We start from the raw sequence: 14,690 nt of genomic DNA, 5'->3' as shown, positions 1-14,690 counted from the left end.
TTTTGGTAACAACTTACATCCATCTTACCCTGTCATGTAACAATCCATCCGTAAAATTATTATGCCCTATTACAAAATCCTTCATATATAAATTTAAATACTCACCGTACTTACTTTCTGTATTTAATAACAACTCCTCAACGTAATAAGCACCTTGTTCAAATTGATCTAAAAGTAAACTGGACAAGCCCGCATAAATCCCGCACCCTACCTGAAAATACGTTGCATTCGTTTTATATTTACGAAAAACTTGGCTACTATTCATCACATTATACATATATGTCTCACTATTTTCATAAACGAGTAACACACCGACCAAGTCCTCTCCAGCAACCTCTTCTTCCGCTGGATTAAACACTTTACGATTCCAGTTCCATAAATCTTCTACTTGATCTAAGTTCTGTCTAATTATATTTGTTGTATACTCATTAATTCGGTAAAGAAAACCAACTTCCATATTAAAGTTTTTCCCTAAAATTAATACTTCCTCATGTGGCATTAAACAACCATAGAATTCTTTTTCTCCTAACTTCACTTTATACTCTGAAGCATATACATCTTCATAAAAGTAAAGAGGACGATGATGGCTCATATACATCGGATAACTCCAGATTGCTTCATCTAAAAATCGCTCTACTGCCCATGAAGCATAAAGTGTATGTGGCTTTATAAGTGCTGTATCATTCAAAAATGACGTGTCATGTTCTACAATATAACATGCTCTTGGCCTTTCATTTGGTCGTTCCTTCATAAGTTCAACAACCATCCATTGAACAACACCTGGATTCATACCTGAACCTATAATCGCTTTTGTATTTGTAAATTTCTCTTTCTCCTTCTCAAACCTTGTATATCTTTCCGTAAGCTGAAAGCCAATTAAGCTATCGTCCTGATCTACTGCCTCATTTTCCAAGGCTGAGTTAATATAACAAATTCCTAGTTCATTACAGCAGCTTAATACTCTAATTGTATCTGCCCCTGAAACATCAATCACAACACTCGTTCTTTTTTCTTTTAAATGTTGTTTAAATTCCACTACATTTTGAAGGTTTATTTCATATAAATATAATTGACCTTTCAGATTCGAAAACAACTCATCATAATAAGTCCTATCTTTTTGTTTTATATCCACCAAATGAAATTTGGCATTCTTTAATACTTCATAAATTGGATCTTTTTCATTTGCTATCGCTTGATTTAAAATTGCTAAAACTGCTTTTGCTGCTCCACCAGCACTACCAAGCAATGTAATTGATAACGAATTCGGAAACTGCTCCACAAACAAAACCCCTTTAATAAATTAGTTGAGCAGCTCCTCCTCAAAAAATAAATTGAATATATAATAAGATAGCTCGTACACAATGTTTATAAGTTAGTGCAAAGTTACCTTTTAAAAAATCACACTATACTATGCTTATATTCAATTCATTTTCCCCTCATCTCCAAATTAAACTAAAACAAATAGGCTCGACCTTTTCTTCTGCATATAAAAGAAAAAGCCAGCCCTTTCAACTAGCTTACGGACAATGGACAGATTTTACATGTTGAATATTTACATACATTTTCGCATCACGTGCTTTTGATATTTCAATATGACCTTCATCAATTTTCGCCATTTTTCCAATTTTATTGGACTCCTCACCTAAATCAAACACCATAATTTTCCCAGCCATTTTAATAAGCTGTTCTTCAAACGTTCGAGCTAACGTAATATTTAACGGATTCACGGGGAGTTCATTTTTATTGAGGGCATAAGGCACTTGATTTTCTTTATACGGAATTAACCATTTCAAGTGTTTTAAAGATATATATACAGTTTTATAAACTGGACTATAAAAAACAATATAATCGTTCATCACACTTGTAACATAACCATGTATTGGAGCATTTCCGGCTACATAAATTTCCGTAAAAATCCCTTTAGATGTACTTAATACTTTCCTCAAAGAAATTGAAGGAGACTCTCTCTTAATTACAGAATCCACATCTGGTTTTGAGATTTCTTCATCATTTGATCTTAAAAACTTATAATATTGTACATGATATAAAGATATATATACGTAGTCTTGTCCATTGTAAAGAACAACGATATCATTTCCTACATCAATTAATACACCTTTAAATCTTTTTTCACCGATTAATTTAACATATATATTTTCTCCAATACTTTTGTTTAACTCATTCATCTATATCCTCCTTCCTACGAATTTCTTCTTATCTGTCTTCCATTTCTAAAAAAATAATCAGGGCAAAGTTCTGTTTTAATAGTAAGTAATTCCTTTTCATACTATCGAAATAAGAAATTGTTCTTCTCTTTCCCTCATAATGCCCCTCTTATTTATTAAACATTATTCATCTTCATTCTTTTTACATTTAACTACTTGACTCACACTCTTAATATGAGACTTAATTACATAAATAACTTCATCACCGTTTACTAGTGTAATACAGCCATGGTGTACCTCACTTAATAAACCTTCCACACACTCTGGACCGCCACGATTAATTTTTACCCACTTATACTTCAAGTCTTTTAATATATCTAAAAAAGTATCCTCATCAGAGCAGAAACATGAACTATAGCAATCGCCACATTTACTTTCTTTCACTTTCTTCACTAGACTCTTCACATGTTTCAACTGATAATATACTAATTCACCATGAGGTAACTGTAACGTTAGATAATCTTTTCCTAACGATACGAGCTCACCAACTCGACTTTCTGGTCCACGAAGGTTTACTTTTACAGTCTCACCAACTAAACATTTAATTTGGTCACAGCATAATACATTCTCCAATTTCGTATCCCCCTTTCTTATTATCTTCCTCTACTTGATTGTCTTTGTGCACGAGCACGACCTGAATTATCGCTACTTTCCTTACTATCGTCGCTCTCATCACTCTCTCCGCATGCTAAAGCATTATAGTTAACACTTTTAATATGCTTTATTGCAATTAATATAATTTCTTCTTTTACGATTAATGTTACGAAGTCACAAGAAACATCTTGCAAAATGCCTTCCACTTTCTCTGGACCGCCGCGATTAATTTTCACCCAGCAATATTTGAAACTTTCAAGTAGTGCTTCAAAATCTTCTGCACAGGCGCAATCTTCCCACTCACAATCACTTGATCCACATTCTTTCGCATTTTTTGTAATACTTTTTAGATGTTTAAGTTGATAGTAATAAAGCTCACCTTTTTCATTCTTCAATACGAAGTAGTCCTGACATACTGATATTATTGTTCCTTTTTGAGATTCTGGACCACCCCTGTTTACTCTCACAAAAGATCCAATTAAGTCTTTCAAAAAATCACAATGAAATAAACTCACGAGAAAACCCCTTCCATTAATTTATAAGCTTTTGCACTGATAGTATATGTATCTGTACAGGTTACGTTCTCTATGTTTGTCCTAGCTAGAAAAAAATATGCTTTTAACATGGTAGACTACTACCTATCAAAATTTGAAGAAAGGCTAAGAACTCCTTATGTTTTTGATATCTTCAAACAAAAAATCCCTTATGAAGATACATTTCTGCATATCTTCATAAGGGATTTCCCATAGTTTAATCTTCGTCTTTAACATCCATATCTTCTGGAATTGGTTCGTTCAATATTTCTTCCACTAATTGCTTATATTTCTCCATTTGTTCTAAATGCGTATTGAATTGTTCTTTATTTACTAAATATTGCTCTCCATCGAATAGCGCACGAATTTTCTTTTGCTGAATTAACTCTTCAATATACGATTTTGGTAAATTCAAATACTCCGCAGTCTCTTCTATTGTTATATACAATGCGTTCATTCCTTTATTATTTTTTCATCTATACTGTATCTTACTTTACTTTATTTTTGTAAACAAATAAAAAAGATTTTGTAAATGCAGTTCAAAAAGCAGGTAGATGCATTCCATATATTGTATAGTATTATATAGTAAGAATTTTTTAAATATAGAATGGTATTACCCATTTACACAAAGGAGAGTTAACATATGGCTACTCGTCACATCATTACAATGTTAGAAAAAACACTGCAAGTTGAAACAGAAAACACAATTTCTCATTTGAATGTATCTTTATCTGATCGTTTTCTTTCTCAAAGCACAGCAATACATGAAAACAATTGTTATCATACAATTGGTGAATGGTACAAAAATCATTTCTTATTCCAACAAGATGATTTCCTTTGGGCTAAATATGCCTTCTATGACGCATATTGTGAAGCCATCCAAAAACAAGGTCATCTTACAAAACGCGTCCGTCAAATATTAGAATCATTGGCTCGAAAACACGGAAAACAGTATATTGCTTCTATACTAAATATGCCATTTCCTAATAAACGCGCTAAAGGGACAGCGTAATTTAGCCATGTTCTGTGTAAGCAAAACATAGCTAAATTGTTTTCTAGGATGCTTTACCAATAAAATGTTCATATCATATAAACTGATGAAACCGGTGTCATTATAATGATAGAAAATATAGTAAACAGGAAAACCCCCACGTACATCTCTCATTCACTTGAATAGAGAAATACGTGGGGGTATACTTGTTCCTTATTATTTCATCATCTGCTTAATCAGTTCGCGATTTCTCTTCTTAAATACTTCATTATGAGAAGAAACCATTCCGTACTCACTTGCATCTGGTTGGATAAATTGTTTTGCTTTATTCACAGCATTTCCAGCATCTTGGAATGCACCTGCAATTAAGTGTAGTTTCCCTTCGTGCTTTAAAATATCTCCAGCAGCATATAATCCATCTACTGAAGACTCACTATTTGCATTACCTGCAATATAATAATTATCTATAATTGCAACGTCTAACTCACTATTTTCTAATAATGTAATGTCGCGTTCATATCCATGATTAATAATAACTTCATCAATAGGTAAATGAGAAACCTCACCTGTTTCATGATTTGTTAATTCTACATATTCGATCGCTTCATGATTATCACCGGCAATTAATTTTGTAATCGATGTATTAAAGAAACACTCCGCTGAGCTGTTCATAAGTTGTTTTACTTGTGCTTCATGACCAGATAATTCTTCTTTTCTATAGGTTACATACACTTTTTTCGCAATTGGTTCCAATTCATTTGCCCAATCAACAGCAGAATTGCCTCCACCGGAAATAATAACTGTTTTACCTTTGAAACGCTTTAAAGATTTAACTGTATAATTTAAATTCGATACTTCAAATCGCTCAGCACCTTCAATAGATAACTTTTGCGGTTTCAATATACCACTTCCTGTTGCGACGATAACTGTTTTTGAAAAGTGTTCTTCGCCAGTACTTGTTTTTAATGTAAAAGTACCATCTTGATTACGAATAATCGATTCTACTTTTGTATCTAATACAACTTCCGGCTTAAATGTTAACCCTTGCTGTACAAGTTGTTCAATTAACTTATCACCTGTAACTGGCAATAGTCCTCCTACATCCCAAATCATTTTTTCCGGATACACATGTATTTTTCCACCTAAATGTGGTTGAAATTCTATTATTTTCGTTCTCATTTCTCTGAGTCCACTATAAAAAGCTGAATAAAGCCCTGCAGGTCCTCCGCCTATCACGGTTACATCAAACAATTCTTCTCGATTCATTCGTGCTCACTCCTCAGCTATTAATCGTTGATTATCATTCTCAATAAAATATAACCTGTTTCCGCAAAATTTACAATCAAAATTACTATTGACAATACACCTATATAAAATTATATTATTTAAAGAATCAATAGTGATAATCATTATCATTTTGTTAATAATTAGCAAATTTGAGATTACATCTTCTTTCGTTAATATGGTTATTACTATATTATAAAATCTCATATTCAAGATTTTTAATAAATTATTTTGCATTACCACTACTATTTCAAAAAGATTGCAGTTAAACAAATTATTGTATACACATATCATCTATGTTAAAGGAGAAAGACGATGAAAAAGTTATTTATTTCACTAACAGTCCTTTTCGTTCTTGTTATGAGCGCTTGTAGCAATAGCTCTACAGACAAAAAGAACGATGCAAAAGGTAGCAAATCAGAAACAATTACATACCAATCTGAAGATGGTAAAAAAGTAGAAGTTCCTGCAAATCCAAAACGCGTTGTTGTATTATCATCATTCGCTGGTAACGTAATGTCATTAGGTGTAAATCTTGTTGGGGTAGATTCATGGTCTAAACAAAACCCACGTTTTGATAGCAAACTTAAAGATGTTGCTGAAGTATCTGATGAAAATGTTGAAAAAATCGCTGAACTAAATCCAGATTTAATCATCGGTTTATCAAATGTTAAAAATGTCGATAAGTTAAAGAAAATCGCGCCTACTGTAACATACACTTACGGAAAAGTTGATTACTTAACACAGCATTTAGAAATCGGTAAGTTATTAAATAAAGAAAAAGAAGCAAAAACTTGGGTTGATGACTTCAAGAAACGTGCACAAGAAGCTGGTAAAGAAATTAAAGCAAAAATCGGTGAAGATGCAACAGTTTCTGTTGTAGAAAACTTCAACAAACAGCTTTATGTATACGGCGAGAACTGGGGCCGTGGAACAGAAATCCTGTACCAAGAAATGAAATTAAAAATGCCTGAAAAAGTAAAAGAGAAAGCATTAAAAGAAGGTTACTACGCATTATCTACTGAGGTATTACCTGAATTTGCTGGTGATTACTTAATCGTAAGTAAAAACAAAGATACTGATAACTCATTCCAAGAGACAGAATCATATAAAAACATCCCAGCAGTAAAAAATAATCGCGTATATGAAGCAAACATGATGGAATTCTATTTCAATGATCCACTTACATTAGATTTCCAACTAGACTTCTTCAAGAAGAGCTTTCTTGGTAAATAATACAAACATGAGGAATTCTTAATTTAAGAATTCCTCTTCCTTTATTCTATGAACAGAAAAGATGTGAAACGAATGACAAAAGATCATGACAATCCACGTTCTATAGCTTTTACATACAAACTAATTTTAAGCTTAATTGCATTCTTTCTTATTTTTATGGTTGCAATGGTATTAGGTGCTGCAGATACTTCGATAAAAGATGTATGGTTAGCACTCACTTCCTCCGCTAAAGGAGACAAAATATCTATTATTCGAGAAATACGTTTACCACGTGAAGTTGCTGCTATTTTTGTAGGAGCTGGATTAGCCGTTTCTGGGGCAATTATGCAAGGATTAACACGAAATCCACTTGCGGATCCTGGATTATTAGGGCTATCTGGTGGAGCAAATGCTGCGCTTGCACTGACACTTGCTTTCAACCCTTCCATCAGCTATCTTTACTTAACATTAGCTTGCTTTATCGGTGCTGCAATTGGCGCAATTATGGTATTTGGAATTGGTATGGTGAAAAAAGGCGGCCTTTCTCCTCTTCGAATTGTATTAGCGGGCGCTGCAGTTTCAGCATTTCTACTCGCAATTTCAGAAGGAATCGGCATTTACTTTAAAATTTCACAAGATGTATCACTTTGGACTGCTGGGGGCGTAATTGGAACAACTTGGAGCCAATTAAAAATTATTATTCCGGTCATTTCAATTAGTATCTTTATCGCTATCTTACTAGCAAAAAAATTGACAGTTCTTAGTTTCAGTGAGGAAGTGGCTATTGGACTAGGTCAAAAAATTATTGTTATTAAAACTATTTTATTTATCATTATTATCTTACTTGCAGGTGCATCTGTAGCTCTTGTTGGAAATATGGCATTCATCGGCTTAATGGTACCTCACATGGTACGCCCAATTGTCGGTCCAGATTACCGATTTGTTATACCGATGTCAGCAATTGCTGGAGCATCCTTTATGCTACTTGCAGATACAATCGGACGTACTATTAACGCTCCATACGAAACACCAGTTGCGGCAATTGTCGCGATTGTAGGGTTACCATTCTTCCTATTCATTGTACGTAAAGGAGGAAAAACATTCTCATGATGCAATCTATTTTAAGAAAACAGCGTCTCATTATACTCGCTTTACTTATAGTAATCATCACAACCATTGTAGTTGGAATGGGACTTGGTTCAGCATCTTTATCTTATGATCGACTACTCCCAACATTAATGGGGCAAGGGACTTTTAAAGAGGAGTTTGTTTTATACTCTTTAAGACTACCTAGAATTGTCATTACATTATTAGCTGGTATGGCTCTCGCTTTATCAGGGGCTATTCTGCAAGGAATTACCCGAAATGATTTAGCTGAACCTGGTATTCTTGGTATTAACTCTGGGGCTGGTGTTGCTGTTGCTATTTTCTTTTTATACTTTCCAATAGACGTAGGTTCATTTCTTTACTTACTACCTGTCGTTGGATTTATTGGGGCATTTCTGACAGCTGTTCTAATTTACGTGTTTTCATATAGTAAATCAACTGGACTTCAACCAATACGATTAACATTAACTGGTATCGGTTTTGCATTTGCACTATCTGGAGCGATGATTGTCCTTATTTCATCCGCTGATCGTATGAAAGTGGACTTTATCTCAAAATGGATTGCCGGAAATATTTGGGGAGATGACTGGATTTTCGTTTTAGCAATGCTCCCATGGTTAATCGTATTCATTCCGTTTGTTTTCTATAAAGCAAATCGATTAAACATTTTAGCATTAAACGAACCAGTCGCAATTGGCGTTGGAATTGAAATTGAAAAAGAACGCAGGTACTTATTAGTTGCAGCCGTTGCACTTGCAGCCGCAGCTGTTTCCGTAACAGGAGGAATTAGCTTTATCGGATTAATGGCTCCTCATATCGCGAAATCTTTAGTAGGTCCAAGACATCAAATCTTCATGCCTATCGCCCTTTTAATCGGCGGATGGCTATTATTATTAGCAGATACAATCGGACGAAATATCGTTGATCCTAATGGCATTCCAGCAGGTATTGTCGTTGCTTTAATTGGGGCTCCTTACTTTATGTATTTGTTGCTTAAAAAAGCTTAAAAAACACCCTCAAGATTTCTTGAGGGTGTTTTTGTTTCATTCTACTGCTGCCCATACCCTTCAAACTTCTTCGCCAAATTCTCCATCTCATCTTCTGGCAATAGCTTTGGTTCCCCAATGCTTTTCGTTTGATAATAAATTTGAGCACAAAACTCAATCTCTTCTGCAACAGTAAACGCCATTTTTATATTATTTGCACCAGCAATTAAACCGTGATTTGCAAGTAAAACAGCACGGCGATCAATCATGCCTTCAAAAGCAGCCTCCGCTAATTGCTTCGTACCAAATGTTTCATACGGTGCACAGCGCACATTCGGTCCTGCGAAAGCAATTAAATACGATACAGCAGGAAGCTCCCATCCTAATGATGCAATCGTCTTCGCGTAAGGAGAGTGTGTATGCACAAGCGCATTTATATCTTCACGCTTCCTATAGTAAATAAGGTGCATATCTAATTCACTTGATGGTTTTCTCTCTCCTTCTACTACTTCACCATCTAGGTTTAATATAACTACATCTTCAGGCTTTGTTTCATAATACTCTAAACCACTTGGGCTAATCGCAACAAGACCTTGTTCACGATTAAAGATACTAATATTACCGCCCGTTCCCTTTGTTAAACCACTAGAAATCATTTTCTTTCCATACGCTACAATTTCTTCTCTTTCTTTTTGTAATAACATATACATCCCCCTAAGTATGAAGCTTATGATGACTGACTTTTACATTTATCTACTTATTGAAATAGCTTTTTTAAATTCTCCGTAAACGGTGCCTTTACAATCCCTTTTTCTGTAATAATCGCTGTTACATTTTCATGTGGAGTAACATCAAATGCTGGATTATATACTTTACTTTCTTTCGGAGCTGAATATTTTCCGAAGCGATTAATCACTTCAGAAGCATCTCTTTCTTCAATCGGAATTTCTTTTCCTGTCGATGTCTTTAAATCAATTGTCGGTGTTGGCGCTGCTACATAAAACGGAATGTTGTAGTACTTAGCTAAAATAGATACGCCTAACGTGCCAATTTTATTTGCTACATCACCATTTGCTGCCACACGATCACATCCAACAATTACCGCATCAATCTTCCCTTGTGACATGACCATAGCTGCCATATTATCTGTAATAACAGTAACGTCAATGCCTGCTCGCTGCAGTTCTAATGCTGTTAACGTTGAACCTTGTAATCTAGGGCGTGTTTCATCAGAATAGATTTTTAAGTCCCATCCTTTTTCTTTCGCTAAGTACATGGGAGCTGTCGCGGTACCATACTTAGTTGTCGCTAACGCACCAGCATTACAATGTGTTAATACTCCCATTCCATCATGGAATAATGTTAATGCATGTTCTCCAATTTGACGGTTAATTTCTTCATCTTCTCTATGAATCTCTTTTGCCTCTTCTAGTAATCTATTTTTCAGCTGTGAGATTGATAAATGAATATTATCTGTCGCTACACTTTCCATTCTTTCAAGTGCCCAAAATAAATTTACGGCAGTCGGTCTTGATGTCGCCAAGTATGTACATACCTTTCTTACTTCATCCATAAATCCTTCTTCCGTACTTTCAGCAAATTCCTTTATCCCTAAATACACTCCATAAGCAGCTGAAACACCAATCGCGGGTGCACCTCGTACTTTCATTACTTGAATCGCATCCCACACACTTTCAGCTGTTTTAAAAGATTCATAGACAATTTCATTTGGTAATAACGTTTGATCTAACAAAACTAAAGCATCATCTTTCCACTGAATTGGTATTAATTGCTCTTCCATCATATTCTCCCCTTACTTCGCGTAGTGCATTGACTGTTCTTTTAACGTTTCTACAAAACTTGTGCCCGTTCTATATTGATTCGCTCGTAAAATAAAACCCTTCGCTACTTGAAGACAAATTCGCTCCGCTCTAGCACGTGCTTCCTCATTCCCAATACAAGTAATATCTTTTACTTTCGCTAATCCAACAATACGGCGAATTAATTCCAGACCTGTCACTGCAGCTGTATCCTCTAATACAGATTGCAAATAGACTTCGCTAAAGCCTTCTTCCTTCGCCATAATCTCGGTCACATGAATATCCCAAGCACCTAAAAACTTCTGCTTAAATAAATCAATTACCTCTACCATCGTAGTTTGTAACCAATCCATATACGTATCTTTCTTAGCTCCAGGTGACATCGTTGCATCTGCATTCACCCAAGCAAACATTAAATTCGCCATTACATTCCCAACGTCATATCCCATAGGTCCATAAAAAGCAAACTCAGGATCAATAACCTTTGTAGAATCATCTCTTACAAAAACAGAACCAGTATGTAAATCACCATGAAGTAATGCCTGTGCATTCGTCATAAAAGAAAATTTACGTTTCGCTACTTCCATACGAAGCTCTTTATCACTATAAATATGTTCCCTAATCCATCCCTCATTTAACTGAAATAACTCATTACGCTTATTATGATTTGTAAATGGTTCTGAATATACGAGGTCCTCTGTAATCTCACATAATTCAGGATTTATATAATTCTTCACAAGTTCCTTCTTCTCTTTATGATTCATTACAACATCCGATGTTAATAAAAGTGTATTTACCATAAAAGTAGTTAAGTCGTCAGCAAGCCTCGGAAATATTTGATGATTTATAAGTGCTGTACGTAATATTGTGTGATCCGATAAATCTTCCATTACGCAACAATTCATCACACTATCAAATAAATACACCTTAGGAACAAGTCCAGGTGCTAACTCATCCTCTAACTGCAAAACATCTGATTCTATACGAATACGATTCGTCGACAACTTAAACTCATCTGAAATGCGAGCTGTATCCCCAGCTTGCTTTACGATGACAGACATGTTCTCTTTTTCATCCCAAACGCGGAACACATAATTTAAATTGCCATCACCTATTTCTTTACACTGTAACCCCTTTGCATGTTCAAACTTAGATAATTTCTCTTTCACATATGCAATCACATCTTTAGCTTCCATTAAAAAATACTTCATGAACTTAGACATGGTTTCCCCTCCACACTAATTGTAAGCGTTTTCTAAAAGCTATAAAAAATAATAGGTTGAATTTTTTCATCCTATAAATATGTATTCTTCTTTTTGAAAGGTATATCTAGGTTTTATTATATCTCGTTAGCACTTTGAGTCAATATTTCTAACTATCAGCGTAATATACTTCCTAATTATATATTCGAGATGACAAAAATTGTTCAAAAAGATTTCGATTCATTTTATTTTATTTATCGCACAATTCTTTGTAAAATAGAAGTAAGCAGTTCCTTTTCAAATACATAACTTCTAAGAAATATTTCCTTCCTAAGAATTTACACTTACACCATATCTCTAACATACACACTACTCTTTCAAACAATCATTGAAAATTTATAAACTTAAAGTTACCTTTCCATTCTCTGTTAGCCTTAATTGAGAATAAATATTAATTAAATCGGTATAAAGTTGGTTTATTCTCTTGACAAAATAACCACTTCTATATGATAATTAATATCGAATTAGAATTATTATAGTTAATTAAAAAATATATTTTATGAGCACACTATTTTTTGATGCTCAAAACCAACATTTAGGAGGAATTTTAATATGTTATTAATCGGCACAGAAGTAAAACCGTTTAAAGCTAATGCTTACCATAATGGAGAATTTATCCAAGTTACTGACGAAAGTTTAAAAGGAAAATGGAGTGTAGTTTGTTTCTACCCAGCTGACTTCACATTCGTTTGCCCAACTGAACTTGAAGACTTACAAAACCAATACGCAACTCTAAAAGACTTAGGCGTTGAAGTATACTCTGTATCTACAGACACTCACTTCACTCACAAAGCATGGCATGATAGCTCAGAAACTATCGGCAAAATCGAGTACATCATGATTGGTGACCCAACTCGCACAATCACTACAAACTTCAACGTTTTAATGGAAGAAGAAGGTCTTGCTGCTCGTGGTACATTCATCATCGATCCAGACGGCGTTATCCAATCTATGGAAATCAATGCTGACGGTATCGGCCGTGACGCAAGCATTCTTGTTAACAAAATTAAAGCTGCTCAATACGTACGTAACAACCCAGGTGAAGTTTGCCCAGCTAAATGGCAAGAGGGTTCTGCAACACTTAAACCAAGCCTTGACCTTGTAGGCAAAATCTAAGGAGTTCGATCAAAATGATACTAGATGCAGATATAAAAACACAACTATCCCAATACCTTCAATTAATGGAGAACGATATTTTACTTAAAGTAAGCGCAGGAGACGATAACGTATCTAAAGATATGTTATCTCTAGTAGACGAATTAGCTACTATGTCATCTAAGATTACAGTAGAAAAAGTTGAATTAGAGAGAACACCAAGCTTTAGCGTAAACCGCCCTGGTGAAAACACTGGTGTCGTATTCGCTGGTATTCCATTAGGACACGAATTTACATCATTAGTGTTAGCTTTACTACAAGTAAGTGGACGCGCTCCAAAAGTTGAACAAAAATTAATCGATCAAATTAAAAACATTCAAGGCGAATATCATTTTGAATCTTATATCAGCCTAAGTTGTCATAACTGTCCTGATGTTGTACAAGCTCTTAACGTAATGAGCGTTCTTAACCCTGGTATTACACATACTATGATTGATGGCGCTGCATTCAAAGAGGAAGTAGAAAGCAAAGACATTATGGCAGTACCAACTGTTTACCTAAACGGCGAATCTTTCGGAAGCGGTCGTATGACACTTGAAGAAATTTTAGCTAAAATGGGTAACGGTCCAGATGCATCAGAGCTTTCTGATAAAGATCCATACGATGTTCTTGTTGTTGGTGGCGGCCCTGCTGGTGCAAGTGCAGCAATTTACGCAGCACGTAAAGGCATCCGCACTGGTATCGTTGCTGAGCGCTTCGGTGGTCAAGTAATGGATACTATGGGCATTGAGAACTTCATCAGCGTGAAAAAGACTGAAGGTCCTAAGCTAGTAGCAAGCCTTGAAGAGCACGTAAAAGAATACGACATCGATGTAATGAATCTACAACGTGCGAAACGTTTAGAGAAAAAAGAACTTATTGAAGTGGAACTTGAAAACGGCGCTATTCTGAAAAGTAAGAGCGTAATCGTTTCTACAGGTGCTCGCTGGCGTAATGTTGGCGTACCAGGTGAAGCTGAGTTCAAAAATAAAGGTGTAGCATATTGCCCACACTGTGACGGTCCATTATTCACTGGAAAAGACGTAGCAGTTATCGGCGGAGGTAACTCTGGTATTGAAGCAGCTATCGACTTAGCAGGTATCGTTAAGCACGTAACTGTTCTTGAATTCATGCCAGAATTAAAAGCTGATGCTGTATTACAAGAGCGTCTTAACAGCTTACCAAACGTAACTGTTCTGAAAAACGTTCAAACGAAAGAAATCACTGGTACTGATAAAGTAAACGGTATTTCTTACATCGATCGTGAAACTGAAGAAGTTCATCACGTTGAATTACAAGGTGTATTCGTACAAATCGGTCTTGTACCAAACACAGACTGGTTAGGCGAAACAGTTGAACGCGTTCGCGGTGAAATCGTAACAGACAAGCACGGCGCTACAAACGTACCAGGAGTGTTTGCTGCAGGTGACTGTACAAATAATCCGTACAAACAAATCATCATCTCTATGGGTTCAGGTGCAAACGCAGCTTTAGGTGCATTTGATTACTTAATCCGTAACTAATAAAAAAACAGGTGCC

General features: G+C 35.2%; 15 protein-coding genes. 6 read left to right on the top strand and 9 right to left on the bottom strand.

Annotation, left to right across the window (positions count from 1 at the left end; all coding sequences use genetic code 11):
* Positions 1-13 precede the first annotated feature (13 nt).
* The 5 genes from ACUL40_RS21770 to ACUL40_RS21750 form a co-directional block, all read right to left on the bottom strand.
* A complete protein-coding gene (locus ACUL40_RS21770) occupies positions 14-1,279 on the bottom strand; it encodes a hypothetical protein (RefSeq protein ID WP_000434719.1) in 1,266 nt (421 codons plus the stop codon).
* A gap of 238 nt (positions 1,280-1,517) precedes the next feature.
* Complete coding sequence (locus tag ACUL40_RS21765; RefSeq protein ID WP_001004284.1) at positions 1,518-2,186, bottom strand: hypothetical protein; 669 nt, start codon at positions 2,184-2,186, stop codon at positions 1,518-1,520.
* A gap of 162 nt (positions 2,187-2,348) precedes the next feature.
* Positions 2,349-2,798 (bottom strand): spore coat protein B, encoded by a 450-nt coding sequence (locus tag ACUL40_RS21760; protein WP_000432509.1) that lies wholly within the window; start codon positions 2,796-2,798, stop codon positions 2,349-2,351.
* A gap of 20 nt (positions 2,799-2,818) precedes the next feature.
* Entirely contained in the window at positions 2,819-3,334 is a 516-nt protein-coding gene (locus ACUL40_RS21755; RefSeq protein WP_000051525.1) for a spore coat protein B, read from the bottom strand.
* A gap of 235 nt (positions 3,335-3,569) precedes the next feature.
* Entirely contained in the window at positions 3,570-3,809 is a 240-nt protein-coding gene (locus tag ACUL40_RS21750) for a helix-turn-helix domain-containing protein (RefSeq protein WP_002025240.1), read from the bottom strand.
* A 186-nt stretch (positions 3,810-3,995) separates the two neighbouring features.
* On the opposite strand from ACUL40_RS21750, the gene ACUL40_RS21745 reads away from it, so the two are divergent.
* Positions 3,996-4,364, top strand: coding sequence for a hypothetical protein (locus tag ACUL40_RS21745; protein ID WP_000235476.1), 369 nt, complete (start codon positions 3,996-3,998; stop codon positions 4,362-4,364).
* 195 nt (positions 4,365-4,559) lie between these two features.
* Here ACUL40_RS21745 and ACUL40_RS21740 read toward each other — a convergent pair whose 3' ends face one another.
* Entirely contained in the window at positions 4,560-5,609 is a 1,050-nt protein-coding gene (locus ACUL40_RS21740) for an NAD(P)/FAD-dependent oxidoreductase (protein WP_001078299.1), read from the bottom strand.
* Positions 5,610-5,942: 333 nt separating this feature from the next.
* Between ACUL40_RS21740 and ACUL40_RS21735 the strand changes: the two genes are divergently transcribed.
* Genes ACUL40_RS21735 through ACUL40_RS21725 form a run of 3 tightly spaced genes read left to right on the top strand, consistent with a single transcriptional unit; the run spans position 5,943 to position 8,956 of the window.
* Positions 5,943-6,863, top strand: a complete 921-nt coding sequence (locus ACUL40_RS21735; protein WP_000732597.1) for an iron-hydroxamate ABC transporter substrate-binding protein — start codon at positions 5,943-5,945, stop codon at positions 6,861-6,863.
* Positions 6,864-6,911: 48 nt separating this feature from the next.
* Entirely contained in the window at positions 6,912-7,952 is a 1,041-nt protein-coding gene (locus ACUL40_RS21730) for a FecCD family ABC transporter permease (RefSeq protein ID WP_002025239.1), read from the top strand.
* Positions 7,949-8,956, top strand: a complete 1,008-nt coding sequence (locus ACUL40_RS21725; RefSeq protein WP_000983751.1) for a FecCD family ABC transporter permease — start codon at positions 7,949-7,951, stop codon at positions 8,954-8,956. The genes ACUL40_RS21730 and ACUL40_RS21725 overlap by 4 nt, the downstream gene beginning before the upstream one ends.
* A 41-nt stretch (positions 8,957-8,997) precedes the next feature.
* Here ACUL40_RS21725 and ACUL40_RS21720 read toward each other — a convergent pair whose 3' ends face one another.
* Genes ACUL40_RS21720 through mtnK form a run of 3 tightly spaced genes read right to left on the bottom strand, consistent with a single transcriptional unit; the run spans position 8,998 to position 11,978 of the window.
* A complete protein-coding gene (locus ACUL40_RS21720; RefSeq protein ID WP_000926557.1) occupies positions 8,998-9,639 on the bottom strand; it encodes an L-fuculose-phosphate aldolase in 642 nt (213 codons plus the stop codon).
* 53 nt (positions 9,640-9,692) lie between these two features.
* The gene (mtnA, locus tag ACUL40_RS21715; protein WP_002025237.1) at positions 9,693-10,739 is read right to left on the bottom strand and encodes an S-methyl-5-thioribose-1-phosphate isomerase; all 1,047 of its coding nucleotides are present in this window, start codon (positions 10,737-10,739) and stop codon (positions 9,693-9,695) included.
* Between the two features lie 9 nt (positions 10,740-10,748).
* On the bottom strand, positions 10,749-11,978 hold the full coding sequence (gene mtnK / locus ACUL40_RS21710) for an S-methyl-5-thioribose kinase (RefSeq protein ID WP_000033073.1): 1,230 nt from the start codon (positions 11,976-11,978) through the stop codon (positions 10,749-10,751).
* 591 nt (positions 11,979-12,569) lie between these two features.
* On the opposite strand from mtnK, the gene ahpC reads away from it, so the two are divergent.
* Positions 12,570-13,133 carry an alkyl hydroperoxide reductase subunit C gene (gene ahpC, locus ACUL40_RS21705; protein WP_000924420.1) on the top strand — a complete coding sequence of 188 codons (564 nt, stop codon included), beginning with the start codon at positions 12,570-12,572 and terminating at the stop codon, positions 13,131-13,133.
* Between the two features lie 14 nt (positions 13,134-13,147).
* Positions 13,148-14,674: an alkyl hydroperoxide reductase subunit F gene (gene ahpF / locus ACUL40_RS21700; protein WP_000599516.1), complete on the top strand. Its 1,527-nt coding sequence runs from the start codon at positions 13,148-13,150 to the stop codon at positions 14,672-14,674.
* Positions 14,675-14,690 lie beyond the last annotated feature (16 nt).

This window comes from Bacillus sp. KNSH39, assembly GCF_052656585.1.
The sequence above is the reverse complement of the archived record's forward strand: the minus strand, read 5'-3'. Positions and strand labels throughout refer to the sequence as shown.